20 protein-coding genes are annotated in these 24,142 nt (G+C 50.0%); 7 read left to right on the top strand and 13 right to left on the bottom strand.

Going from position 1 to position 24,142, the window contains the following annotated elements:
* The first annotated feature begins 9 nt into the window (after positions 1–9).
* Complete coding sequence (locus tag SY83_RS04680; RefSeq protein ID WP_231891378.1) at positions 10–714, top strand: hypothetical protein; 705 nt, start codon at positions 10–12, stop codon at positions 712–714.
* A gap of 326 nt (positions 715–1,040) precedes the next feature.
* On the opposite strand, the gene SY83_RS22600 is transcribed toward SY83_RS04680, so the two are convergent.
* The 3 genes from SY83_RS22600 to SY83_RS04665 all read right to left on the bottom strand — a co-directional run bounded on the left by SY83_RS22600 (position 1,041) and on the right by SY83_RS04665 (position 3,100).
* Positions 1,041–1,238, bottom strand: coding sequence for a hypothetical protein (locus SY83_RS22600; RefSeq protein ID WP_082882322.1), 198 nt, complete (start codon positions 1,236–1,238; stop codon positions 1,041–1,043).
* 9 nt (positions 1,239–1,247) lie between these two features.
* Positions 1,248–1,949, bottom strand: a complete 702-nt coding sequence (locus SY83_RS23245) for a hypothetical protein (RefSeq protein WP_197479974.1) — start codon at positions 1,947–1,949, stop codon at positions 1,248–1,250.
* 209 nt (positions 1,950–2,158) lie between these two features.
* A complete protein-coding gene (locus SY83_RS04665; protein WP_068604700.1) occupies positions 2,159–3,100 on the bottom strand; it encodes a manganese-dependent inorganic pyrophosphatase in 942 nt (313 codons plus the stop codon).
* A gap of 225 nt (positions 3,101–3,325) precedes the next feature.
* On the opposite strand from SY83_RS04665, the gene SY83_RS04660 reads away from it, so the two are divergent.
* Complete coding sequence (locus tag SY83_RS04660) at positions 3,326–3,958, top strand: sterol desaturase family protein (RefSeq protein WP_068604697.1); 633 nt, start codon at positions 3,326–3,328, stop codon at positions 3,956–3,958.
* 10 nt (positions 3,959–3,968) lie between these two features.
* Here SY83_RS04660 and SY83_RS04655 read toward each other — a convergent pair whose 3' ends face one another.
* From SY83_RS04655 to SY83_RS04640, 4 genes are all read right to left on the bottom strand, one after another.
* Entirely contained in the window at positions 3,969–5,291 is a 1,323-nt protein-coding gene (locus SY83_RS04655) for a hypothetical protein (protein ID WP_068604696.1), read from the bottom strand.
* A gap of 148 nt (positions 5,292–5,439) precedes the next feature.
* Positions 5,440–6,330: a hypothetical protein gene (locus tag SY83_RS04650; RefSeq protein WP_068604695.1), complete on the bottom strand. Its 891-nt coding sequence runs from the start codon at positions 6,328–6,330 to the stop codon at positions 5,440–5,442.
* Positions 6,331–6,767: 437 nt separating this feature from the next.
* Positions 6,768–7,406: a hypothetical protein gene (locus SY83_RS04645; RefSeq protein ID WP_082882321.1), complete on the bottom strand. Its 639-nt coding sequence runs from the start codon at positions 7,404–7,406 to the stop codon at positions 6,768–6,770.
* Between the two features lie 86 nt (positions 7,407–7,492).
* Positions 7,493–8,884 (bottom strand): MATE family efflux transporter, encoded by a 1,392-nt coding sequence (locus SY83_RS04640; RefSeq protein ID WP_068604693.1) that lies wholly within the window; start codon positions 8,882–8,884, stop codon positions 7,493–7,495.
* Between the two features lie 131 nt (positions 8,885–9,015).
* Between SY83_RS04640 and SY83_RS04635 the strand changes: the two genes are divergently transcribed.
* Positions 9,016–9,903 carry a helix-turn-helix transcriptional regulator gene (locus SY83_RS04635; RefSeq protein WP_068604691.1) on the top strand — a complete coding sequence of 296 codons (888 nt, stop codon included), beginning with the start codon at positions 9,016–9,018 and terminating at the stop codon, positions 9,901–9,903.
* Here the strand turns inward: SY83_RS04635 and SY83_RS04630 are convergent.
* Entirely contained in the window at positions 9,894–10,718 is an 825-nt protein-coding gene (locus SY83_RS04630; protein WP_197479973.1) for a helix-turn-helix domain-containing protein, read from the bottom strand. The genes SY83_RS04635 and SY83_RS04630 overlap by 10 nt on opposite strands.
* Before the next feature lie 116 nt (positions 10,719–10,834).
* Between SY83_RS04630 and SY83_RS04625 the strand changes: the two genes are divergently transcribed.
* Positions 10,835–13,081 carry an FAD-dependent oxidoreductase gene (locus tag SY83_RS04625; RefSeq protein WP_068604687.1) on the top strand — a complete coding sequence of 749 codons (2,247 nt, stop codon included), beginning with the start codon at positions 10,835–10,837 and terminating at the stop codon, positions 13,079–13,081.
* A gap of 492 nt (positions 13,082–13,573) precedes the next feature.
* On the opposite strand, the gene comJ is transcribed toward SY83_RS04625, so the two are convergent.
* The 3 genes from comJ to SY83_RS04610 all read right to left on the bottom strand — a co-directional run bounded on the left by comJ (position 13,574) and on the right by SY83_RS04610 (position 17,783).
* Positions 13,574–14,074 carry a competence protein ComJ gene (comJ, locus tag SY83_RS04620; RefSeq protein ID WP_068604685.1) on the bottom strand — a complete coding sequence of 167 codons (501 nt, stop codon included), beginning with the start codon at positions 14,072–14,074 and terminating at the stop codon, positions 13,574–13,576.
* 72 nt (positions 14,075–14,146) lie between these two features.
* The gene (locus SY83_RS04615) at positions 14,147–14,578 is read right to left on the bottom strand and encodes a NucA/NucB deoxyribonuclease domain-containing protein (RefSeq protein WP_068610893.1); all 432 of its coding nucleotides are present in this window, start codon (positions 14,576–14,578) and stop codon (positions 14,147–14,149) included.
* Positions 14,579–14,771: 193 nt separating this feature from the next.
* A complete protein-coding gene (locus SY83_RS04610) occupies positions 14,772–17,783 on the bottom strand; it encodes an efflux RND transporter permease subunit (protein ID WP_068604683.1) in 3,012 nt (1,003 codons plus the stop codon).
* Positions 17,784–18,069: 286 nt separating this feature from the next.
* Between SY83_RS04610 and SY83_RS04605 the strand changes: the two genes are divergently transcribed.
* Both SY83_RS04605 and SY83_RS04600 read left to right on the top strand, forming a co-directional pair.
* Positions 18,070–18,738 carry a hypothetical protein gene (locus SY83_RS04605; protein ID WP_068604681.1) on the top strand — a complete coding sequence of 223 codons (669 nt, stop codon included), beginning with the start codon at positions 18,070–18,072 and terminating at the stop codon, positions 18,736–18,738.
* Entirely contained in the window at positions 18,735–19,391 is a 657-nt protein-coding gene (locus SY83_RS04600) for an accessory gene regulator B family protein (protein ID WP_068604679.1), read from the top strand. The genes SY83_RS04605 and SY83_RS04600 overlap by 4 nt, the downstream gene beginning before the upstream one ends.
* Positions 19,392–19,463: 72 nt before the next feature.
* On the opposite strand, the gene SY83_RS04595 is transcribed toward SY83_RS04600, so the two are convergent.
* Entirely contained in the window at positions 19,464–20,387 is a 924-nt protein-coding gene (locus SY83_RS04595; protein WP_068604677.1) for an AEC family transporter, read from the bottom strand.
* Entirely contained in the window at positions 20,384–21,280 is an 897-nt protein-coding gene (locus tag SY83_RS04590) for a helix-turn-helix transcriptional regulator (protein WP_068604675.1), read from the bottom strand. The genes SY83_RS04595 and SY83_RS04590 overlap by 4 nt, the downstream gene beginning before the upstream one ends.
* A gap of 132 nt (positions 21,281–21,412) precedes the next feature.
* Between SY83_RS04590 and SY83_RS04585 the strand changes: the two genes are divergently transcribed.
* On the top strand, positions 21,413–24,127 hold the full coding sequence (locus SY83_RS04585) for an MGH1-like glycoside hydrolase domain-containing protein (RefSeq protein WP_068604673.1): 2,715 nt from the start codon (positions 21,413–21,415) through the stop codon (positions 24,125–24,127).
* Positions 24,128–24,142: the final 15 nt, after the last annotated feature.

The raw sequence follows: 24,142 nt of genomic DNA, 5'->3' as shown, positions 1-24,142 counted from the left end.
ATATATAAATTGTTACTCACAACTCTTGCCCTGATGCTCACTCTAGCCGGATGCGGCGCTGTAAAACAAGGGAATGAAGCGGAACGGGAATGTAAAGAAATCGTGGATTGGGTCGATTTTATCCAGCTGAATGATATTACTTATCATCACAATTATGACGGTACGACGGCCGCCACTACGGAACAACTGGGGAATCGGATTGGCGAAATAACCTATATGCTGAACGATCATGCTTGTTCAAATCATAAGAACGCTAACGGGGATGCGGCTTTCCTGCCCATCGGCACACCGATTTATGCTATGAAAGGTTACAAAGAGGAGTATCGAATCATTGCCGATAACAAAATTTACGAAGCCGATCGCAATCCGCATGCAGCAACCGTGAGCGAGCTATGGGATATTGCGGGCAAAGTGGATAAAGTGAGCTTGAATAGCGGGCAAGATGGCAGTCATCTCGGTGATTTCAGCAAGGAAATGTCATCGGCGTTCATGGAGGAATTGCTCCTGCTGGAATTAGTGGGGTTTAATAAAGTTTACAAACAAACGAAGCATGAATCGGGCATCTTCCTGCGCGTGCACCTGAACGACGGCACTTCGTTTCGAATGGTCTTCTATCCGAAAGCGAACGCTTTTACCGCGGGAATGTTTGGAACGGAGAAGTTGAAGGAGATTATTATGACGGAGCAAGATCGGATTAAAGCTGGAAATTCATGAATGGATTATAAATAATGAATTTGATTATTCTGTCTATGTCTATTCTTTCTTGTAGTCTCTGGCACCATGAATGATAGTGGTTATGATAAGGGATGTATCTGAAATTTCATAGACAATTCTATTCTGTGAACAAAAATTTCCCGCACATTAGCGTCATCCATCTCTGGTACAATACGTCCTTTGTGCGGGAAATCGTTGAGCTTATGCACTTTGTCCATCACGTCTTCATAAAAGGATAAAGCATAATACATGGAATACGTGTCCGTCAAAATCGGCACAATGTGCTTCTTATGCGATACTACGCCTTCAGCAAAAGGGAGAAAACATTACTCTCTTTCTTCATCTAAACGCCGACGAAATACTAATGACGAGACAGCGAATACAATAAAAGATACGGTTGAAGCAGCAGTAACCAACTTCACCATATTTCCTACAGGAGATTTAAACATCATTGCAGTGGAGATCACTAAAACGGCACCCGATATACCCGTTGCCAAAATCGAGTATGCTAGAATTTTGTGCATCTAATCACCTCACAGGTAATTGAAACAAGCTACTGCTCCAGCGATCCCACCAGCACCAAGAACTGCATATGCACCAATACATGCGGCACATATCACAGCAGTTACTGGTGTCGGTGCTACACAGGAAGAACCGCACGCAACCGCAATAAGATAAGCAACTGTACCCCCAATGCCGAGTACTGCTCCAAGACAAGCTGCCACTGTTCCAATTCCCATCGGTTGAATTCCAGAGTTAACTGGCTCTTCTGCAAGCAATTCTTTATCTGTGAGATAAGGTATCTCAGTGTCCACGGATTTAACAAGTGATCCATTCAAATACGTCTCAACTAAGAAATTACCTGCCTCATTCTTGGTCACCAACATTTCATTTGTCTGCAATACGGTATTATCCTCATTGAAGAATACTGTTACGTTACTAGGAAGGCTATATTTATCACTCAAAGGAACTGTAACCACTGTAACTCCACCGCCAACCGTGTACACACTCGATTTTTCAAAATCAAAAGTGGACAACGGGGCGATCTTATCAACTTTACCTTTTTTTACTCCACGCTGCGTTGCATTAATGAACTCCTCGGCTTCATCACCTGTAACTACTACAATATCCTGGGTGTCCGCTTGTGCTGTAACCCTCAAATCTGGGAATAAACTTAAACTGATAAAGGCCAAAGTCATTAAAACTGGCAAAAAAATCTTTTTTACTTTCGACATTCAAAAACCTCCTTTAATAAAATATTCACTTCTGTATAATGTTTACCTCTAAATGTTATTTTTTGAATATTAAATATTACTAATAATTGTAACAAAAGAAATCTCTTTCCATGGTTCTTGGATTTCTGGGAAGCTTCGTGCATTCCTCAACAAAATAAAAAACGGAGAAGACCCAAGTCCCCTCCGCTGATGCCTGCCTATCCCACTATCTACTTTGCTGCCAAAGCGTTAAACGTGTCCGTCAAGATCGGCACGATCTGCTTCTTACGAGATACGACGCCTTTCAGCAACGCCGTGTTATTGTTCAATGCCACGCCGTAGGCTTGCTCCACCACGTTGGCCGCTGAGCCCAGCGCCAGACCGACGGAGTCGTTGGTCAAAATGTCTGTCACCACGAACAGGAACAGATCCAGGTTCTTCTCGGCCACAATCCCGTTGATCGCCACTTCCACTTCCGCTTGGCGGGACAGCACGTCGTTCGTGTCCACCGCGTTGACTTGTGCGATCTCCACTTTGGCGTTGCCCATGGAGAATTCTTTGGCATCAATTGTCAGCAATTGCGCGATCGTCTTGTCGCTCAGGTCCGCGCCCGCTTTCAGCATCGCCAAACCGTACTCGTCCGCATTCACGCCGGCGATTTCAGCCAGTTCGCGAGCCGCAGCCACGTCTTGCTCCGTGCAAGTCGGGGACTTGAACAGCAAGGAGTCGGAAATGATTGCCGACAGCATCAGACCTGCAATTTCAGGACGGATGGTTACGCCGTTTTCTTTGTACATTTTGTTCAAAATCGTCGCCGTACATCCCACTGGCTCGCAACGGTAATATAAAGGATCGCTTGTCTCAAAATTCGCAATACGGTGATGGTCGATAACTTCAATCACACGTACATCCGCGATATCTTCAGCGCTTTGTTGGCGCTCGTTATGGTCGACCAGGATGACTTCTTTGGCTTCGCCAGCCACTTTCTCCACCAGACGCGGAGCTTCCACTTTGAAATAATCCAGCGCGTATTGCGTCTCGCCGCTAACTTCGCCCAGACGAATCGCTTCCGCGTTCACGCCAAGCTCTTTCTTTAACGCCGCATAGGCAATAGCTGAACAAATCGTATCCGTATCAGGGTTCTTATGGCCGAAAACCAGTACTTTTTCCATTAGAATCGCTCCTTCAATTGCTGTAATTTGAAATTCACACTTGTCCACTATTTTAACACAGAATTAGACAGGGGTGCACTCGAAAATTCACAGGCGGGTCCGCCACGGCCATGTTCGTTTATCCTTTCATTGACAGCCGAAAGCGCGGTGACATAGAATTTAATTAGTTGAAAGCGTTTGCGATGATTTGTTATTCGGTATGTATTCAAAAAGGAGCATTTTGCAATGAAAGGTACGTATATTAAGGAGTTTCTGACGTTCCCGGACGTTACTTTGATGAGTTTGCTGTTTGCGGGCGGACTGGGCTATAGCTTGTTCCATGCGGATTCCGGCTCGATGTGGCTCGCGCTTGGGATCGGGATGGTTGCGTATATCGCCAGCGAGTACACGACCCACCGTTTCTTGTTCCATATGAAGCCGCCGAAAAATCCGGTGTTGCTCCGCATGATCAAACGACTGCATTACGACCACCATGTGGAGCCGAATGACTTGCATTTGCTGTTTCTGCCGGTGTGGTATAGCCTTCCTCAGATGCTCGTGGCCGCGGGTGTCGCGTATCTGATCACGTCCAGTCTCCTGCTGACCGTTGCGTTCACGACCGGTATTCTGGGCGCGCTGCTTTACTATGAGTGGACGCATTATGCCGCGCATCGCCCGGTACAGCCGCTCACGCCATGGGGGCGTTGGATGAAGAAGGTGCATCAGTGGCACCATTTTAAGAATGAGAATTATTGGTACGGGGTCACGAATCCGGCATTCGACCTGTTAATGGGCACGTTCAAAGAGGAGCGCGACGTCGCGAAGAGCCCCACGGCACGGAACCTGGAGCAGCGCGAGTATCCGGATGCGGGGATGTGATGTATCTGTCTCACCATACCATAACGTACGGCTCACTTATGAGATCACCGTAGACGGCATGGATTGTAATTGTTTGCTTGTAATGTACATTGGGTATGGACCAACCAGGATACTCCCCGTCAACATCTTCGGGTTGCCCTCCACTTATATGGATTATGTATTTATCAGGCACTCCCGCGGGTCCCGGTTCCCAATATATTGTACTCGAGAACCGGGAGTAATAAGTAATATTCACGTTCATCGGCTTATAATAATTAGCAGTGATTGTACGCTTCATGGTTACGGTCTGTTCAGCAATGACCCTCTCATCGACATATGCCCACAACGTCATCGTACCAGCGGCTTTACCTGGGGGTAGTGAAATTAGTCCATCACGATCGATGTTTAGATCAGATTGTTGGCCGGGTTTGGGTTTCACGACGCCATAATAATACTCCTTCCCCCATATCTTGAATGCTCCATAACCTAATGTGCCGCTGTCGTTAAGGAGCTTTACGTAGATTTGCGGTTTAGTTGTACGAATGTAAGCCATGATTAAGGCCTCGGATGCATTATTTAAATCCGGCATTCTCCGTTCAAAATTCCGTATCGTAGTTTTTAGAGTGGGATTGTCAGTTTCAAGGGAATCTAAATGATAGTAGCGAAGCACTCTCGCAACCTGGTTCTCTTGTGCGTTAGGCTGAGTAATCGTGTCATGTAATACTTTGATTAGAGGAATATCAAAAACAGCATCGTCTAATGACGTAACAGACACCTTCTTCATATTGTGTGTAAATCCCACAAAGGTTGAACTTCCTAATATAAATTCAGCAATATCTTCGCCGGATATCCCACCTTTAATTCCTGCCTTGGCAGCCAATAACGCTAACGCAGAACGATACTTCTGCCCGTCTTGATAGAGCTTGAGAATCTCACGCGCGTCTCCATAATAGATGATAGCCAAACTTCTCAGCAGAATAAATATTTCTTTTCTTACTAACTCTTGCTGGGAAGGCTTGAATTGAGTCTTCACCCGATCCCATAAAGGATTCACCAACTCAAGATCTGCAGGATCAGAGGGATTTAGGGAAGCTAGTTGTTGACGGAACTTATGTACATATTCCACATCCCGTGAATTTTGACTCATGTTCCATATATCCGTGCCTTTAAATGCATAAAGAGCATCATGAACTTCTTTATAATGTTGAAGAAATTTCTTTCCCAATGTTTCCAAGGAATTTACCTTAGGGATGAGAGAAGTAGCAGTTTGTGCGAAGGTGAAGGTTGGTGTAGTTGCGCTGGCCATGAGAATGACGGCAAGAAAATACACCGTAAATTTATATAACGTTCGCATAAAGACCACCTCATTAAGTATAATTGATACACAATGTATCATACTTAACAATACCATTTATCCCTTTTTTTAACTTGCATCTTAAGTAACAACTGTTCATCTAAATTAACAGGCCGAATGAACCACTGGGAGGGTTTCTGTCGAAATGTTATGCCAAGGCGTACAAATAACCTTTATTCCATGATCCCACCATCAAATATTGATCGCTATTACTGAATCTAGAGTAACAGCAATACTCTACTGATAATGTTGTGACCAGATTGAGATTGTCCGAGGTGAAGACATAGGTGGTTTTGGGATCACATAACACTAGATATTTATAGTCATTTGAAAGTGATAAATCCACGCAATAATTGAAGTTATCCAATAAATGCCTTTGAATAACTTGCTTGAAATTCGAATCAAGTACTATGATTTCATGATCCACTAAAAAAACATACTGCTTGGTAGAGGGATTATACACGAAATTATGCCATCTTCTGATTAGCGGGTTAGTTAGAATCCTAGTTTCAGCAAGCCCAGTAATCTCAATAATTTTGTAATGTGCATTAAAGTTAAATGCTGTTAAGAATATTTTGTCTACAGTAATGTCACAGTGGCTAATCCTAACCCTATCAAATTCTTCAGAGCAAAGTTGCTTAATTTTAATGGATTGTTCTGAAAAAGTATCTAAATTCATTAAGGACATCTCGAATTCATTATTATTAATGACAATATCAACTAAAGTTTCATTCATTAATAGAAATTCACCTTCTTGCCGCTTAACAAACTTTGTACTAGTCCGCCTTTTAATAAGTTGATAATCCCCCCGCTCAAAAATATAGATATTCCCCGAAGTGTTATTAACTAATAATAAATTTTCATAAAACCTAGCCATTGACGGATGTTTTACTCTATTAATCTGTTGTATTTTTTCTTTATTCTCAATATCAATAATATCTACTCTATTGTTTAAGGTATGACATAACCATTTCTCGTCCGCAGACATGGAGATATCATACGATGTTTTAAAATCAAGAGCTAATTTCATTTCAAACATTACAAGTTCCTCTCTAATAATAAGTATAAATTGTAGATGGCAGACCGCTACAACAAAGGAGAAACCCCAATTAGGCTTCTCCTTTCTTGTTGTCTATCTATATTATTAGCTATCGTCTCCGAAAGGAGGTGATGCCTGTGGTCGAAGTTAAGGACATACTCGTGGTTGTGATCTCTATGCTTATGCTAGTGTTAACAACCATTTCCGTGTTCCTGAACCTTCTCACATACCTAAAGAAAAAGTAGGCCGCCCCAGCACAGGATGGACCTACTTTTCTTCATTGGTAGCAACACCTATGTTCCAAGCCGCCGCTCTTAAAGCGGCTACTGCCAAGCCCACGGATGTTGTAGCATCTTAGTGGGCTTTTCCTATTGTATGCCTTTATATTAACAATTAAACCAAACCTTCAATATTATATCAAGTAGATTATTACCCCATCAAACAAACCGCTCATGAAAAATCTGATTATAATACACATACCTGCTGCCCGGAAACTTGAAGCCCAGGAAGAACCCATTGTTCAGCTCAACCTTCACTAAGCGCGACGTTTTCACCTTGCTGCGAATGAGCTGTTCCAGGAACGGCTGGTTGTTGCTGCGGATCGCTTTCACGATCAAGGCCGCATACCCCCGATTGACCGCGATCTCCCGATATAATGGCAAAATAGCTCTAGCTACAGCCCGATGAACAGCAGAGCTGAACGTAAACTGCACTTGGCCGGGGCGGATGGACGTGGCGTTGGTGACTGATTCCAGCGGCTTCGGCACAGGAAGATCAATAAAGTAGCCGATGGCATTCGTACTGAACGCCAACAAGTTTACCTTTCCCACAGCCAGCTGGAACAATTTCAGCAGTTGGTTCAAATCTCCCGTGCGCACTGCTTTAGCCCACTCAGCGGAATAGGCTTCGTCTTGGACGATTTTGCGATAGAAGGGAAAGGTCACATAAGCTGCTTTGCGCAGTGCGAACACCGTAATCGGTTCAACGGAACGCTGTGGTGCTTGGGATTTATGCGTTTTGGACTGAACCGGCTTGCCTCCAACCTTGCGGGACGCGTTACTCTTGCTCACTTTCATACCCTAAACCTCCCGGGAAAAATCTCTATTCCCTAGTCTATGGTCCACAAGAGAAATGGTGATTCCACACACGCCCCTGCCACTCCCTACGCCTGAACCAACTCCTGCTCCCGCGCACTCAAGCCCACGCCGAGCGCTGGTTCAGCTTCTGCCTGACGCAGATACTTTTGCCCCCGCCAACGGTACAAACAGAGGATGCCGCGAATATACTCATCCGCAATCATGCAGATATAGACACCGACGATCCCCCAGCCCCAGTGCAAGCCCAATACGTACGAACCCCCCGTTGCCACCAGCCACATACAGACAAAAGAGATCACCATTGTATACCGTGTATCCCCGACGGCGTTGAGGGCGTTGGTTAGCGCCATGTTGAGCATTTTGCCCGGTTGCAGAATCAGGTTTAGTCCCAATAGAGAGATGCCGATCGCAATGACTTGCGCATCGTCCGTGAAGATCCCCAGCAGCTGCCGCCCCAGCGAGAACAGCAGCAACGCGTTCACCGTGACTACGGCAAGGCCGATCCACAGCGCTTTGTACGTCGCTTTATAGGCATCGCGCGTGCGGCCCGCCCCGAACAGATGCGCCACCTGAATCTGCAAGGCAAGAGCAACCGCATACCCCAATGTGAAGCAAAACGATTCCAGCGTGTTCATATACGTCTTCGCCGCCAGTTCTTTCACACCCAGTGTAGCTAGGAACACGTAGATGACGAGCTGTGTCAGCACCCATGCCGACATGTTGATGCCGAGCGGCCAACCGATATGGAGCACTTCTTTCAATAAGCTCCGATCCCAGTAACGCGCCAGCTCCTTCCACCCGATTCTTCGATGGAACGCCTCTATGAAGATAAAGTACAAGATGGCTGTTCCCAACAACTTGCTGACCAATGTCGACACGGCCACACCCGCAAGCCCCCACTCCGGGAACCCGAAGGCGCCGAAGATGAACGCATAATTCAGCGCCACATGCACAATATTGATTACAACGCCGACCACCATAGGCGCCTTCGTATTGCCGGTACTCCGGAGCGCGGTTCCGAGCACCGCCGACAGAGCGGTGAACACCATGCCCGCTCCCGCGATGGCGATGTACGATTCAGCCAAAGGTATCAACGCCTCCGGCACATTCAACCACTGGGCGATGAGCCCGGGTTGCGTATATAAGAACACGCTAAGGACGAGGCCGATGACGCCGCACACTTTCAGCGAGAGCATTGCAAGCGAGCGCGCATCCTCTTCCCGCTGCGAACCGATGCGTTGGGCAATCAAAATTCCCGCGCCGCTCGCCACCACCATGAACAACGTCATCATCGCGCTGAACAAATGATTGGACAACCCCACAACCGCCACAGCCCCATCCGAAATCTGGCTCACGGACAGCGTATCGACGGTACCCAGCAGCGTTTGGAGGAACAACTCCATAAAGATCGGCCAGGCTAGAGCCCATAACGTAAATTTACGATCCAACGATTTCATTACAAAACAAACCTCCTACAAAACACCAATATACTATGCAGTTCACATTATAGTTGGTATTCTAGGTAGTGTGTTGTAAGAATGAAACGTAAACTTTCACAATTCAAACTTCTTGGTTAGGAGTGGATTCCATGAATGTATTGCAATTTAAGGCTCCGCCGTTGCCTCATTATATTACCAGCGGATTTGTTTCGGACTTTCCAGCGGGCAGCAAGCATGTTGGTCGTCAAAATGTAGGCGTCTTTGATCTGTTGGTCGTGACTAAGGGGTGTTTATATTTGAGGGAGGAAGATCGAAGCTACGAGGTTGGGGAAGGGTGTACGCTCATCCTGCGTCCGGATCAAGCGCATTACCCGACGCGGCCATGCACGGAGACGACCCAGCATTATTGGTTGCATTTCCAGACCACGGGGGAGTGGAGTGTATCCGATGCGCTTCTGCCGTCCGGCGGACCGGTCTCGGAGGAAGAGCAATCTTCGCCTGCATGGAGTTTGGAGGCGCGCCCATTTCATTTGCAGCTGCCGCAGTTCAGCAGGCTCCAGAAGCCGGACAGCGCGCACAGCCTGCTGGCCCGGCTTGTCGCGCTGAACGTCAGCGCGCATCTGGACGGCGCACGCTGGAAGCAGGAAGCGCTGTTTCAGGAGCTGCTGCAACAGCTGGCGGCCGAGGCGCCCGGCACCGGTCCTTCGCCGGGCGTAATTTGCGCGCGCCAAGCGGCGGCTTATCTGCGGGAGCATTACCGCGAGGATGTCACCGTGCAGGCGATGGGGGGAAGTCTCAACTTCCATCCCATTTATATCGCGCGGTGCATGCAGGCGGAATACGGTTGCTCGCCGGTCGAGTACCTGCTGCGCTACCGCATGGAGCAGGCGAAGCTGTTGCTCTTGCAGACGGACTACCCCGTTACGCGCATCGCCGAGGAAGTCGGCTTCAACCAAGCCGCGTACTTCACCGCCCGCTTCACGAAGTACGAGGGCCTCTCGCCGCGCAGGTACCGGCAACGGTTCGCTCACACCTGATGCCGCTGGCGATAGACCGACGGCGGCATCTTGATTTTGCTGTGAAATACGCGGCTCAGGTAGTATCCGTTGTCATACCCGCATGCCTCCGCGATCTCGTTCAAGTTCAACCGCGTATGCAACAGTAATTCTCGCGCCTTTTCCAAACGTAACGAAGTTAAATAATCCATCGGCGTTTCCCCGGTATAAGCTTTGAACTTGCGGGTCAGCTGCACCGGGGAGAGCTGCCATTGCGCCGCGGCCTCTTTCAGGGACAATTTGTCTGCATAGTGTTCCGTCAGCCACGCCACTACCGATTGCATCCTTACCGCATCCTCCCTCTCACCCTCTTGCAACACCGTCCCATCCCGATCAACTTGCCCATCCCCCTTCTCCACCGCCGCCAATTGAAGTTCCAACTCCGCCGTTTGCAGCAAATCCAGCAAATACAAGCCTCTGGTCGGATGATCCGCATCCGGATAAAGACGCCCGACCGCCGCCAAATAACAATCATTCGCACGCAGCCTTTCCCTGTCCTTCAGCCCCCGACGCCCGGACCACCACCGACCCGCCCCCTCCTCACCGTCAAAAAAGAAGAAATGAAACGACAACCGATTCACCACCTTCCTGGCAAAAAGAGTCCCCGGCGGACACAGCACCAAATCCCCCGCACCCGCCAACCCTTCCTGACCCCCGATCTCATACCGAAAGGCTCCCTCGGTCACCGCGAATAAAGCCCAGCTTTCGTATGTATCCTCAGACAACTGAAAGGCGGCGATTTCATGCCAATACACATGACTTCGAAACGTGATATTCCTTCCTCCATACCCTTGCACCCCCCCCACCTCCATATGAAATAAAGTATATGCAAAATATAAATTAACTGCATTTTATTACAAAAAATCCTTCTATACAATGAAATAAATAACGTTCCCATAGAGGAGGATGTCCCGTGAAAGTTGAAAATTACGCATCGGATCTGGTCATCATCGGTGCCGGATTAGCCGGCATTTGCGCTGCCATCGCTGCGGCCCGATTAGGCCAGCAGGTCGCTTTGGTGCATAACCGCCCCGTTCTTGGAGGCAACTCCAGCTCGGAGATTCGGGTGTGGGTATGCGGCGCAACGGCGCACGGCATTAATCGGTATGCCCGGGAGACGGGAATCATGGGTGAATTGTTCGTCGAAAATCAGTACCGCAACCCGGAGGGAAATCCGTATTTGTGGGACTTGGTGCTTATGGAAGCGGTAAGAAAGGAATCCAACATCCGGCTCTTCCTCAACACAGACGTGACAGAAGTGGAAGCCTCCGGGCCTGAAGAAGATCGCAGCATTCAATCCGTAACCGGCTGGATGACCGGATCGGAGCGGCGCATCACCTTGACGGGCACCTTGTTCATGGACTGCACCGGTGATGGGCTGATCGGCTTTCTGGCGGGCGCCAAGTTCCGGCTGGGCCGGGAAGCGCGGTCCGAGTTCGGCGAGGAGTGGGCGCCTGAGAAAGCGGACTCGATAACACTGGGCAGCACCATCCTTTTCTATACGAAGGATACGGGGGTTCCTGTGAAGTATGTTCCGCCCTCTTTTGCCAAAGATATTACGCAAACGCCCATCCCTCTGAAACGCGTCATTCGCTCGGGGGATTCCGGGTGCCATTATTGGTGGATTGAGTGGGGCGGCGAGCTGGATACGGTGCATGAGAACGAGCGCATTCGCGATGAACTGTGGTCGGTGATTTACGGCATCTGGGATTATATCAAAAATTCGGGGCAATTCGACACCGACACTATGACGCTGGAATGGATCGGATCGATTCCCGGTAAGCGGGAGTATCGACGGTTCGAGGGGGATTATACGCTGAAGCAGCAGGATATTCTGGAGCAGATGCCGTTCGAGGATCGCGTCGCGTTTGGCGGCTGGTCCATTGATTTGCACCCACCGCAAGGAATGTATTCGGATGAGCGCGGCTCCAAGCACTGGCAGCCGGACGGGATCTACCATATCCCGTTCCGAAGCCTGTACTCGCGCAACACGCGAAATCTGATGTTCGCGGGGCGGAATGTCAGCGCGTCGCATGTCGCGTTCGGCACGATCCGCGTCATGGCGACTTGCGCGGTGATGGGGGAGGCGGCCGGTACCGGCGCGGCTTTTTGCCTGCGGGAGGGGCTGACGCCGCGGGAGGCGTACGCCGGCCGGATGCAGGACCTGCAGCAGTTGCTGCTGCGGCAGGACGCGGCCGTGATCGGGCTGCGGAACGAGGATCCGCAGGATCTGGCGAGGGCGGCGACGGTTACGGCCTCCTCCTCGATGAAGCGCATCGCGATTGAGGAGCCGGTTCGTGCCGTGCCTCTGGATGCGGACGCGGGACAGCTGTTCCCGATCGGGTTCCGCGGAATCCGGGAGCTGCGGCTGCTTGTAAGCGCCGCGGAAGACGGCGTGCTTCAGGCGGAGCTGTGGAACACGGGACGCGGCGAGAACTACATTCCGCACACCCTGCTGGTGTCGGACGAGGTGCGGGTTGTGCGCGGGGACTTGCAGTGGGTGACCGTGAAGCTGCCGTATCAGCCGGAGCAAGGGGGCGTCAACCTGTTTATGATCGTCCGATCGAATCCTCACATCAGCTTGCATGTCTCTGATACGCCGGTTACCGGTGTGCTCTCCTTTATTCAGGGGCAGGCCCATGCGGCGGATTTCGGAGAGTCGCAGCAACGCCAGCCCGTGGTGGAATGGACGATGAAATATACGCAGAGGCAGCCTTTTTGCATGAAGGTGGAGGGTGTGGAGGATGTGTATGCGGCGGCTCAGATTACGAACGGCTATATGCGACCATTCGGCGGGCCGAATCTATGGGTGTCTGAGCCTGTCTTGCCCGGGGAGGAAGCCTGGGTGGAGTTGCAATGGGCAGAGCCTGCGCGAATGGGGCAGATTCAGCTGACGTGGAACGATGATGTGAACATGGATCTCATCAACCTTCATCACCATCGCACGCCGTACACCATTATGCCGGAGCTTGCCAGGGATTATCGGATCGAAGCTTGGTTGGACGGCGCGTGGCAGCTGCTGCATCGGGAATCTGACAATCGCAAGCGTACCTTGCGTCACGCGCTGGGAGACATTCGCGCCGATCGACTGCGGGTAGTGGTCGAGTCAACGAACGGTTCGCCTTGCGCGGAGTTATATGAGGTAAGGGTCTATTCGTAAACAATCCGGCGGATGATACATCAAGAGATTGGAAATGCGAATTACCCACCAAGTGTTGTATTTCCGAGCCATCGTAGCCCACTAGCTATCTCTAAGGAACCACAGCAGTCTTATTTCGCTCACATTTGCCACTTTGGAATTCTAAGGAACCGTAGCCACCTTATTGGGTCGAATGAGTCCACTCTACCGGGGTTTTAGACACATTAGCGTTAACTCAGTTCCTTAGAAACTGAAATGTGTTAATTTGCAGCAAATAGCGTGCGTGGAGTTCCTTAGCGTCCATGGGGATACTTAGCATTCGCGGCTATGGAGTTCCTTAGCGTCCATGGGGCACTTAGCATTCGCGGCTATGGGGTTCCTCAGCCTCCATGGGGATACTTAGCATTCGCGGAGCTATGGAGTTCCTTAGCCCTCGTGGTGCGTCTATGCGCATGTAACCCACCTACAAAATAAAGAAGCATCCCAACATCACTCGTCAGGATGCTTCTCCCCTTACACAGCCGCTTCCGCTTCCATCAGCAACGGCTCGGGCGGCGACAGCTCCTCGTCCCGCTTCAGAATGGCCGGCTCCGGCTGCTCACTCGGCACGAACGTGAAGCGATACCGCGCCGCAGGACCTGCCACCGCATCCGCATCAATCAGCACCGCCTCAAACAGCAGCGCGTACGATCCTTGCGGAACCTCCATATCATAAGCGGCCGACAGAATGCTGCTAATCGTAATGCCCTCTCCTCCCACGGCAAAAGGCACCACAATCGCACGCACCGCATCCTCGCCCACACTCACACTTTCGCCCATAGCTACTTCAACTTCGCTGGTCCGGTCAGCCAGTGTTCCGAAGGATACGCTGCCTTCCCGCCATGTGAACCCTTGCATAATATGCTCGTCCCGCCAATCGGAAAACGGATGCTCCATCCCAGTGTTAAATATAGCCAGTTGCGAGTAAGATACCACCAACTCTTGTTTCGGCCAACGTTTCCCAGAAAGCGTCATAAGTGTAACCTCCTAATGGGGAAAGAGCCCTGATGCATCCAGGGCTCCTCCTATTTGTAAATTTGTAATGGCTTAGTTGTAAGACATGATGAATTTAATCCGTTTGCCGTTCGGGTATTGAGACAGTTGGTTGCCTACCCAAGCGCCCGCGCCGCGGTTGTCGGACAAAGGCACGTAACGCACACTTGCTCCGGCGCCGCCCTCTCTGCACATCGCCATCGGCCACTCGTCACGGTCATACCCGGATTTCGTCGGGATACCCGCAAGGGATTCTCTGCGGTTCTGATCCGCACCCGCGCGGTCGATCGTACAAATCGACGGATGTCCGGCAGCAATCGCGTCCCGAACGTGGTCCCCTGTCAGCGGATACCTGTTAAACGGGAAGTACAATACCGCATCATAGGTTGTTGCCGCTTGCGTCTGTGCCGCAGGTTGAAACCAAATCCCGAATACGGCAAGCGCCGCCAACAACAAAGCTGTGATTGCCGCGTACTTCTTCTTCATCATAACTCCCAACATCAATCCATTCCTCCGTCTCTCTTAACCCATAGTAGACTAGTAGTCTCGTGTATACTCTAGCGGTCTATTGTAAGAGGAATATTATGCCAGCATGGAGGTTTGGTTGAGTTCTTATGAAGTTATGATGAAGGTATGTTGAAGGTACGCTGAATTATCTATTTCTTAATGTTTCAAAATGTTACAACGCCGTCTGCGTCACAAGCTTCTTGGACTCTTTACGCTGTTTAGACGACTTGCGCATGTAGAACAACTCGTAGATCGCCGGTACGACGATCAGCGTCAATACCGTCGCGGCCACCAAGCCGCCGATGACCACGATGGCCAAGCTTTGCGACACGATGCTACCCTCTTCGCTGTGTCCGAACACTAGAGGCAACATGGCGCAGATGGTGGCAATGGCCGTCATCAGGATCGGACGCATCCGCGTCGCCGCGGCTTCCACGATGGAGTCGCGAATGGACATGGTCTCTTCATTCTGCTTAATGCGGTCAATCAACACAATCGCGTTGGTAACAACGATACCAATTAACATCAGCGCGCCAAACATCGCGGTGAAGTCAGGCGTCACCCCGGATATGATCAGCCCCAGCACGGCGCCGATAGCCGCCAGCGGCAAGGAGAACATAATCGCCAGTGGTGCGCGAAGGGTCTTGAACGTCAATACCATGATCAGATAGACCAGGCCGATGGAGATCAATGCCGTCATCCCCAGATCCGCGAAGTCCCCGGCCTGATCCGCGGAAGCACCGCCCGCGAACAACGTCACACCGTCCGGCAGTTTGATGGCATCCGTCTCTTTCTTGATGCCCGCGCCCACTTCGGACACTTTCTTCGGATCCACTTCCGCCGATACGCGAACATAAGATTTGCCCTCTTTATGGTACAGCAGCGCCGGTTCATTGCGCGTTTCAAACGTAGCCAGCTTCGAAATCGGCGTAGGACCCGCCGCTGTCATCAGAGTTACACCTTTCAGATCCGCTTCCGTCTTCGCTTGCAGCATCGGCTCCAGAATAACCGCCGATGTGTTTCCGTTGATGTCGATCTGTCCGATCGGCATCGGATTCAACATGGAACCAAGCTGCATCGCGATTTCTTGCGCATTGGCTTGGGTCGGATCCACGTTAAACGCGAACACCGGCTTCGTCTCTTCCATGTTGTTCGTAACTTTCTCGATGCCGTCCACTTTGGCGACGGAAGAGGCCACTTGTGCGGCTACCGTACGCAACGCTTCCGGATCTTCGCCGACAATGTCAATGAATTCATTCGGTGACGAACTGCCGAACATACCCGCTTGGCTGGCGGTAAGCGTTGCGCCATCATAGCTGCCTTTTTGACTATTCACATAATCAATAAAGTTCTGAGCATCCGCGCCCTCTTTCATAATGACCGTGTAATCCACCTGCGTCGGCGGCGTCACCTGGCCCCATTGGGCATTCTCAGAGCTGTTCCCCGATTGCAGAAGTACCGTACCCGCCTCTTCCCGCTTAATCAGAGCCTCTTCCAGCTTCTTGCCTTCCTCCAGCACCTTGGTTACCGGCACATCATTCGGATACTTTAACTGAACCGAGATGAAACTTGCGTCCGACGCGTCCAGCGCGCCTTTCGGCATCATCGTGTAAGCCGCGATCGACCCAATGAACACGACCAAGGCCAGCGACAACGTCACCCATTTATGACGCAAATTCCACAGCAGGAAGCCCGAAAACCGCTTCGACGGCGCATGCTCCTTCATGGAGGAATTTTTCAGCAACCAGGAACTTAGCAGCGGTACAACCGTAAGGGCGACCACCAGGGAAGTCAGAAGCGAGTACGTTACCGTTAGGGCAAAAGGAAGCAAGAACGCCTGCAAACCTCCGCGCAGCAGCCCCATCGGCAAGAACACCGCTACCGTCACGATTGTGGACGAAGTGATGGCGCGCGCTACTTCTTTCACCGCGCTGACGATCATTTCGCGGGAGAGGGTTTCCTTTTGCATCCGACGATAAATATTCTCGATCACCACGATACTGTCATCCACGAGACGACCGACCGCAACGGCCACACCGCCCAGGGTAATGATGTTCAGCGTGATGCCCGACATCTTCAGTAGGTACAACGTTACCGCAAGGGATAACGGAATGGATACGATTGTAATCAATGTCGCTTTAATGTTCCGTAGGAACAACAGGATGACGATGGTCGCGAATAATGCGCCCAGCAGCACTTCGCGCATCATACTGTTTACGGATGTCACGACCATATCGGAAGTGGAGTAAAATACCGCCAGTTCCGCATTCTTGATGCTTCCGTTCAGATCATCGATCGTCTTCTGCACATTGTTGCCTACATCCACCGCGTTCGCGCTCGCTTCTTTCGTAACAATCGCGAACAGGACGTCCTTGCCGTTCGAGCGGCTTACGCTCTCCGCTTCCTGCTTCAGCTCCACGGTCGCTACGTCTTGCAGCGCTACGCCCGGCGCCACCGGCAGCTTCTTCAGCGTATCGACGCTGTCTACTGTCGCGCTGACGTTGACATTACCGCTCTGTCCGCCCAGGGTCTGCTCCCCGACCGATGCGGAGACATTCCGGCCTTGCAGGACGCCCATCAGCTGCTGCGCCGGCACACCTTTAGCCGCCAGCTTCGCCGGATCGGCTTTCACGCTCACTTGAGGCGCCGATTTTCCGTAAAACTGAACGTTGGAAACGCCTTTAATCTTTTGTAACGCCGGAATGATGGTTTCCTCCGCCGTTTTCACGTTGTTGTCCGTTATGCCGTCATCAAACGCAATCGTAATCTGCGACACCGGGATCATCGATGTGTTGAACTGAATGACGAAAGGCTTCATCACGCCCTCCGGCAGCCGCAGCGCGTCCACAGCCTTCTGAACCTCCGCCGTCGCTTCCTTCATATCGGTCTTCGCATCAAAATTCAGATCCACCTTTGCGTAACCGTCTCCTGAGGTGGAGAACATTGCCGTCTTTCCTTTAATCAGACCGACCGCGTTCTCGATCGGTTCCGTTACATTCTTCTCCATCGACTTGGCGTCTTGCCCCGGCCCTAAAGCCGTAATGGTCACTTGCGGATTATCCGCCTCCGGCATCAGCTCCATCGGCAATGAGGTGTAACTCATTAAACCTACCGCCAGTGCCATGACTACCAACAACCCAACCGCCGCTTTGTTACCGAACGCCCATTTCGTTAACCATGTCATTTCAATTTTTCCCTCCGATATAAAATCCTTTTTTCTCTGTATGATTCATTCTAATGATGTCTCTCTCTAAACAGTACTCAATTTCGTTACGACTCAACACAGCCTCCAGATGGTACTTCAACCTAGACTCGAGACGGATGTTTTCTGCTACTTTCTTACATTTCTGCACAAAGCATAAAACCCCTGCCGGCGCGTTTCCAGCAGGGTTAAGGTTTTGTAAATTTGTTAACAAAAGTAACTTACGTAATTTGCCGATTTCCTATATAATCTACCTTAAGGTGATGAAATGGACATATTACTATATTTGATATTCGGCTTCCTAGACTTGTTCGCCGTGACCGCCATAATGTTTAGCCTCTTCCGGTTTCAGCTTCGTGAATATGTGAAAGAGATCGTGTTTATATGCGGGGTGCTTTCGGTTGTTTCCTACGTGAATCGAGCCATATTAGGCATACCTGAATACGACCTTGCTATACAATTCGGAATTTATGTTCTATTTATGCGTTATGTAATACGTATACGTCTCTTTAAGAGTATTTTGCTCAGCGCATTCGGATTCATGTCTTACTTGTTGATCCAATTTATAATCTTCCCCTTGCTGGTTCGTACGGGTTTCGTATCGCTCTTGGATGCGCAAAGCCTGCACAATTTAGGAACTTACGGAATTCAATTCAGCACGGATGTCGTATCCTTCGGACTCGTTTGGTTCGCGTATCGGTTTCGGCTAGGCTTCTCTTCCGTAGAGCACCCGCCTCATAATTTCAGTCAGAAGGAACAGATTAAGGGATCCGACTTATATATTGCTTACGTTGTGATTATGGGCGTCCTTAGTCTGTGTACCGTCGTGTATTGGCTGTTGAATTCATCGATGTATTTATACTTCATTCTGCCGTCATTAACACTAACCCTAGCGGCTTTGGTTCACTTGACCTACAGAAAGGAATTCGATATATGATCACGGGCTGGAGTAACCGCGCGGCCGCTTATCTGGTAAGCTTGGAAGAGAAAGAGACGCCAAGCGTTCCGCAGGATCAGCTGGCTTACAGTATCAGCATTCTGATTCACTTCATCTTAATGTTGGCGGGCACGGTTATGCTTGGTTTCTTCCTTGGCCATCCGGGACAAGCCCTGCTGTTCATGTTCGGTTTTTGCCTGCTGCGCTTATTCAGCGGCGGCTTTCACGCTTCCTCCTTGGAAGCGTGCCTGCTGATTTCTTGCCTGTTATTTGTTACATTACCGCTGGTCCTGCTGCTTCATATCCCCTACATACGTTATCTGGACTTGGTTTCTCTCCTGCTCATATTGCGATATGCCCCCCGGAGCACCGAACAGAATCTCATAACCCCCAAGCTTCGGCACATCTATAAATATACTTCCTGCATGATTGTGGCATCCAACTTTCTCTGGTTTCAACAAGAGGTTTTCACTCTTGCATTTATATCTCAGGCTTTGACCATTATGCATTGGGGGAGGTTTATTCGCATGAAGAAAGCTATTGTAATTCGCACGATGTCTATCTTGGCAGGCATGGCGTCCTTGTTCAGTCTTACGTTTAAAGTCGGGATTGGTAAGATAGACACGCCAGCTAGTATGAAGAAGAAAGACTAGTTTCACAGGCACAACAAAGATGCGGTTCCTCATCGGATGGAACCGCATCTTTGTTGTGTTTACAGCCGTATTTCATTGCACCCATACGATATACACAGGCAGGATCACGAACGACAACAACGTTGACCAGAGTATGCAGGCGGATACGATCTTCGGTGAAGCGTCATACCGCTCGGCTAACACCACCGCGTTGACCGCCACCGGCATGGAGGCCAGAATAAACAATACGTTGAAGAGGATTCCTTCAATCCCGAGCAGGGTCAGCCCTGCCAACGCAATGACCGGTGACAGCAACGACCGCACCGCCATGCCCAGCCCGAATGTCCTTCGCTCTTCCCCCTCCAGCTTATGCCTGCTGACGCTCATCATCTGCGCTCCCAGCAGAGCTAAGACAACCGGAGCATAGGCCGCGGCGACCATGGATATTCCTTTGGCAATCCCAACAGGCAACTGTAGATCCAACGCGCGCAAGAGCATGGCGAAGACGGCCGCGTAAATCGCCGGCAAAGCGAACACCGAGCGAATCGCTTGTCGGACTGAGAAATGGGAGCGTGCCGCGAAGTAAACCCCCACCGTGTTGACGATCAGCATCTGTGCAATGACATACACGCTGGCCTTATCCAACCCCATCTGCCCAAAAGCCAGCAGCACCAACGGCAAGCCGTAGTTCACACTGTTCGTGAATGTAGAGATGAGCGTAAGTCCCGCGGTTTCCGGCGCGGACAACTTCATTCCCTTACCGATGCCCCATGCCGCCGCCCACAAGAGGAGCAAATTCAGCACACTGAATGCCAACGTCTGAAAGACATCCCCATACGAAAGCTTCGCCTTGCTGAGACTGTCCAGAATGAGCGCGGGCGTCAGGAAGTAGAGATAGAGAGTAAGCAATGGTTTCGTATCGAGATTTTGATACTTCTTCAGGAGCATGCCGGCTATTACGGGAATGGATAAAGGTACCGTTACGCCCAGCAACGTTAATAGTACAGTTTGAATCATCGTTCAGGTTCCTCTCTGCGGATCGTTTGTTGCATAGTGACGGTCGTATTCATTTTCAGTTGATAAGCTTTTGGCGTCATTTGGTTCCAGCGTTTGAACAGTTGAATGAAGTGAGGCAAATTCGGAATACCTGCCTCCTGCGCGGTTTGCGCTACCGAAATATCCCTCGTGACCAGGAAAATCTCCGCCAACTTGATTCTTCTATAGTTTATATAATCGACCATAGGAAGACCGATCACTTTTTTGAACAGATGCGCCGTATAATCATAACTTAAATTCAATTGCCGGCAGACTTCGGATGTGGTGATTTTCTCGGACAGATGATTTTCAATGAACTCCAAAGCAGGTTGCAGCCTCTCCAACAAAGGAGACACCATGGCGGTTTCCGGATCCGCTCGGATGATTTGAAACAGAATATTGCGAATCGCATTCGAGATGGCCATTTCGAAACCCATAAGTTTATGCTTCGCTTCCCGCTCAATGCCAAGTATGTCCTGTCCGATCGCGCTTCGTAACTTGCGGCTGGAGGCCAGAATTCCATTCCTTAATGAAATGGGCCGCAAAGGATTGTTGAAATAAGGCAGGTAGATCATCGTATTCCGGTCAAAATATTGCTTGATATCAAACTGGAGCACCAAATATTGAAGATCATCTTCGTGTTTTTGGGATCGGTGCAGTTGTCTGGATCCAATGAGAAGCACATCCCCCGTAAGCAGAGTATGCGGCTTTTGCTCAATGAACATATCCATACCGCCTTCAAGAACATAAATGATCTCGGTCTCATCATGAATATTCCAACGGGTCAGATCACGACTGCCTGATTTGTGAATACGGACCACTTTGGCGGACAACAATGGCGTTAAATACTCGATATTCTCTTCGTAAATGTCCATAATTATAGCTGCCCCTCCAACATCCCATATTTACTGATAACAGAATTCGATAATTTTTGAACAGACCCCGGAATGGTTAGGCCGCTCTTTTCCCTGTAAACTGAGGAGCATGAAAGAGGGAGGTTGTGCCAAGTGATTCCGCCTAAGAAAAATCATGATTCCCGACTGCCTGAATGGGGACCTTACTCTAAGGATTATGCCGGTGTGTCTCATGTCACGAATCAAAAAACCGGGCTGCGCTTCGATCTCACTGCAGCTCCCGGCGTGTTTCGCAACAAAATATTGCTTCCGCACGGCTCGATCGACTGCGGATATCATCCAACGGAAGCATCTGACGATTTAACCTATTACAGTCACCGTCATCAAATTGAATGGAAAGACCGCGTCTTCTGCGATGTTTCGTTCTCAGAGTGGACTTCAAGCTCAAGACTGATCCGCTGTGAATGTACGAATCAAACCCCTCAGTTGCAGAGTTTATCCATTCACTTTCTTGCTTCGCTGCATCCGCACAATATGCTTCATAAATTGCATGGGTACATGCCTCTTCGTCCAGGTAATCCAGTATTACCACCCGAAGTAAATTGGATCGATGCCCTCGACTACTCAAATATTCATTATACAGATGCTTTAGAGAATACCAAGCTTATCTCGGGCGGACAGCTTCGCGGCGAACATCGGGACCATGGGTTTGTTCAAGGGTCCGGTGTGCGATTCGGTAAAGATCCGCAGGATACTTTGAAATACGACATTCATATTCCATTTCCCCTGAAAGAAGCAATCCTGCTGATTCGATACAAGGGTAAACCTCTCTCCACTCTAGGTGTGCACATACAACTTGCCTCCGAGCACAACTCTGTTCAAACCCGCTCCATTGCGCTGGAGGGAAACGGTGAACTGGCTCGAGACTCACTCGCTATGGGAACCCTTCCCGCCGGACGCTATGAACTCCGCTTATGTTCTGAATATGGCGATGAGATGTACCTCGACGGCTTTGTTCTGACGGAAGACGTATTGGCGGAACAGATTTATTGGGAGGAAACCCGATGGAATCTGGTACCTGAGCGAATTCAGGGTCCCCATGAGCATAGTATTCTGCTTAAGTATGACCATACGGACGTATATTACGGACTGGCTTGGCTGTATGAGCCTGCTGTCATCCGAGAAATCCATCATGAGCCTCTGGATGAATTTCTGAGGATCCACTCCCGCAGGAACGGAACAACACAGTTTGTCGGGAACAAGGAAGGTCACTATACCGAGATATACTTGAGGCCTGTGAATGTGCAGCCTAATTCATCCCGAGCTATATTCGCCTTTGTATGCAGCGGCTCCAAGGATGAAGTTTTGCGGCAGCTATCCCACTTCCCGGCAGATTTAAACATTTGTCAATCCCATTATGAGGATCGCAGAGGACGAGCCATTCAACTGCAGACTCTCAGCGCTGGCGAAACTTATGCTTTCAGTCAGCAGCGGATGATCGCTGCCATGATGCAGAATGTTGTCTATCCCATCTATGTTCGTCGTTCTTATATCCGACACTTTACGCCCGGGCGATTCTGGGACTCTCTGTATACTTGGGATTCTGGCTTTATTGGGATCGGGATGGCTAATTTCAGTATAGAACGTGCTATCGATGCCCTGAACACTTATGTTATGGACGCGGATGATCCTCATGCTTCCTTCCTTCATCATGGTACTGTTCTGCCTGTTCAGCATTACTTGTATATGGAATTATGGAATCAGACACGCTCCAAAGAAACGCTCGCCCGCTTTTACGCCGGTTTGCGCGATTATTATCTGTTCTATGCCGGACATCAGGCAGGGTCACAGATGCGCCGCTTCCACTCGGGTTTATTAAATCCTTTTGCATACTTCTACAATTCCGGAGGCTGGGACGATTATCCGGCGCAACATGACATGCATTCCAAGAAGCTGGCCGATCGGATCGCGCCCGCGGTGACTACCTCTCACGGCATTCGAATTGCGAAAATCATGCGTATGGCGGCTTTGGAACTATGCGGCATGGAACATGATATCGAGCGATACGATAAAGACATCCTGGAGTGGACTGAAGCTTTGCACAAGTATGCTTGGGACGAAACCTCCGGTTATTTCGGATATGTTCTTCACGATCAGGACGGTCACCCAACCACTATCTACAAACACGAGAGCGGACAGAACTATAATATGGGTTTAGACGGCGTGCAGCCTCTCGTTGCCGGAGCGGTTACACCGGAACAATCAGCACGAATTGTATCCAACTTGTCTGATCCTGAACGCATCTGGAGCAAGCTTGGGCTTTCCACCGTGGACCAGAGCGCGCCTTATTATGTATCAGACGGATATTGGAACGGCTGTGTTTGGATGCCTCATCAATGGTTCATATGGAAAACGCTGCTCGATCTAGGCAAGGGGGAGTTTGCGGAACAGATCGCCCGAACAGCGCTTGACGTGTGGAAAAATTCCGTAGAAGACAACTATAACACGGCGGAGCATTTCATTATTGAGACCGGCAAAAGCGGAGGGTGGCATCATTTCAGCGGCTTATCCAGTCCGGTAGTCCATTGGTTTACAGCCTTGTATCGACCAGGAACCGTTACAGGCGGATTTGACACTTGGTTCAGGGATATCCGATACAAGGGTAAGCTCCATGTGGAGGCGGACCTTATCAAAACCAATGACGATCCCGCCATCATGCTGGTTGTATTAGAAGAAACGGTTGGCGATTATGCGGCTAGGGATCATCGGGGGATGCAACTTTCTCATCGCATCTTGCATACCGGCACGATTGAGGTGGAATTGCCTGCAGGAACTTGGGAGGGTACCGTCATCGTGAACGCCGAATAGTGCCCCGTCAAGGGC

It is taken from the genome of Paenibacillus swuensis (assembly GCF_001644605.1).
In the GTDB taxonomy this organism is placed as follows: domain Bacteria; phylum Bacillota; class Bacilli; order Paenibacillales; family DY6; genus Paenibacillus_N; species Paenibacillus_N swuensis.
The sequence above is the reverse complement of the archived record's forward strand: the minus strand, read 5'-3'. Positions and strand labels throughout refer to the sequence as shown.

Bases quoted from the DNA above. Each gene is read 5' to 3' on its own strand.
- SY83_RS04640 (WP_068604693.1), bottom strand. From the start codon at position 8,884: ATGAAATCGTTGGATCGTAAATTTACGTTATGGGCTCTAGCCTGGCCG.
- SY83_RS04595 (WP_068604677.1), bottom strand. From the start codon at position 20,387: ATGATTCAAACTGTACTATTAACGTTGCTGGGCGTAACGGTACCTTTA.
- SY83_RS22600 (WP_082882322.1), bottom strand. From the start codon at position 1,238: ATGCACAAAATTCTAGCATACTCGATTTTGGCAACGGGTATATCGGGT.
- comJ (WP_068604685.1), bottom strand. From the start codon at position 14,074: ATGACGCTTTCTGGGAAACGTTGGCCGAAACAAGAGTTGGTGGTATCT.
- SY83_RS04610 (WP_068604683.1), bottom strand. From the start codon at position 17,783: ATGACATGGTTAACGAAATGGGCGTTCGGTAACAAAGCGGCGGTTGGG.
- SY83_RS04605 (WP_068604681.1), top strand. From the start codon at position 18,070: ATGGACATATTACTATATTTGATATTCGGCTTCCTAGACTTGTTCGCC.
- SY83_RS04590 (WP_068604675.1), bottom strand. From the start codon at position 21,280: ATGGACATTTACGAAGAGAATATCGAGTATTTAACGCCATTGTTGTCC.
- SY83_RS04650 (WP_068604695.1), bottom strand. From the start codon at position 6,330: ATGTTTGAAATGAAATTAGCTCTTGATTTTAAAACATCGTATGATATC.
- SY83_RS04660 (WP_068604697.1), top strand. From the start codon at position 3,326: ATGAAAGGTACGTATATTAAGGAGTTTCTGACGTTCCCGGACGTTACT.
- SY83_RS04615 (WP_068610893.1), bottom strand. From the start codon at position 14,578: ATGAAGAAGAAGTACGCGGCAATCACAGCTTTGTTGTTGGCGGCGCTT.
- SY83_RS04655 (WP_068604696.1), bottom strand. From the start codon at position 5,291: ATGCGAACGTTATATAAATTTACGGTGTATTTTCTTGCCGTCATTCTC.
- SY83_RS04600 (WP_068604679.1), top strand. From the start codon at position 18,735: ATGATCACGGGCTGGAGTAACCGCGCGGCCGCTTATCTGGTAAGCTTG.
- SY83_RS04645 (WP_082882321.1), bottom strand. From the start codon at position 7,406: ATGAAAGTGAGCAAGAGTAACGCGTCCCGCAAGGTTGGAGGCAAGCCG.
- SY83_RS04665 (WP_068604700.1), bottom strand. From the start codon at position 3,100: ATGGAAAAAGTACTGGTTTTCGGCCATAAGAACCCTGATACGGATACG.
- SY83_RS04635 (WP_068604691.1), top strand. From the start codon at position 9,016: ATGAATGTATTGCAATTTAAGGCTCCGCCGTTGCCTCATTATATTACC.
- SY83_RS23245 (WP_197479974.1), bottom strand. From the start codon at position 1,949: ATGTCGAAAGTAAAAAAGATTTTTTTGCCAGTTTTAATGACTTTGGCC.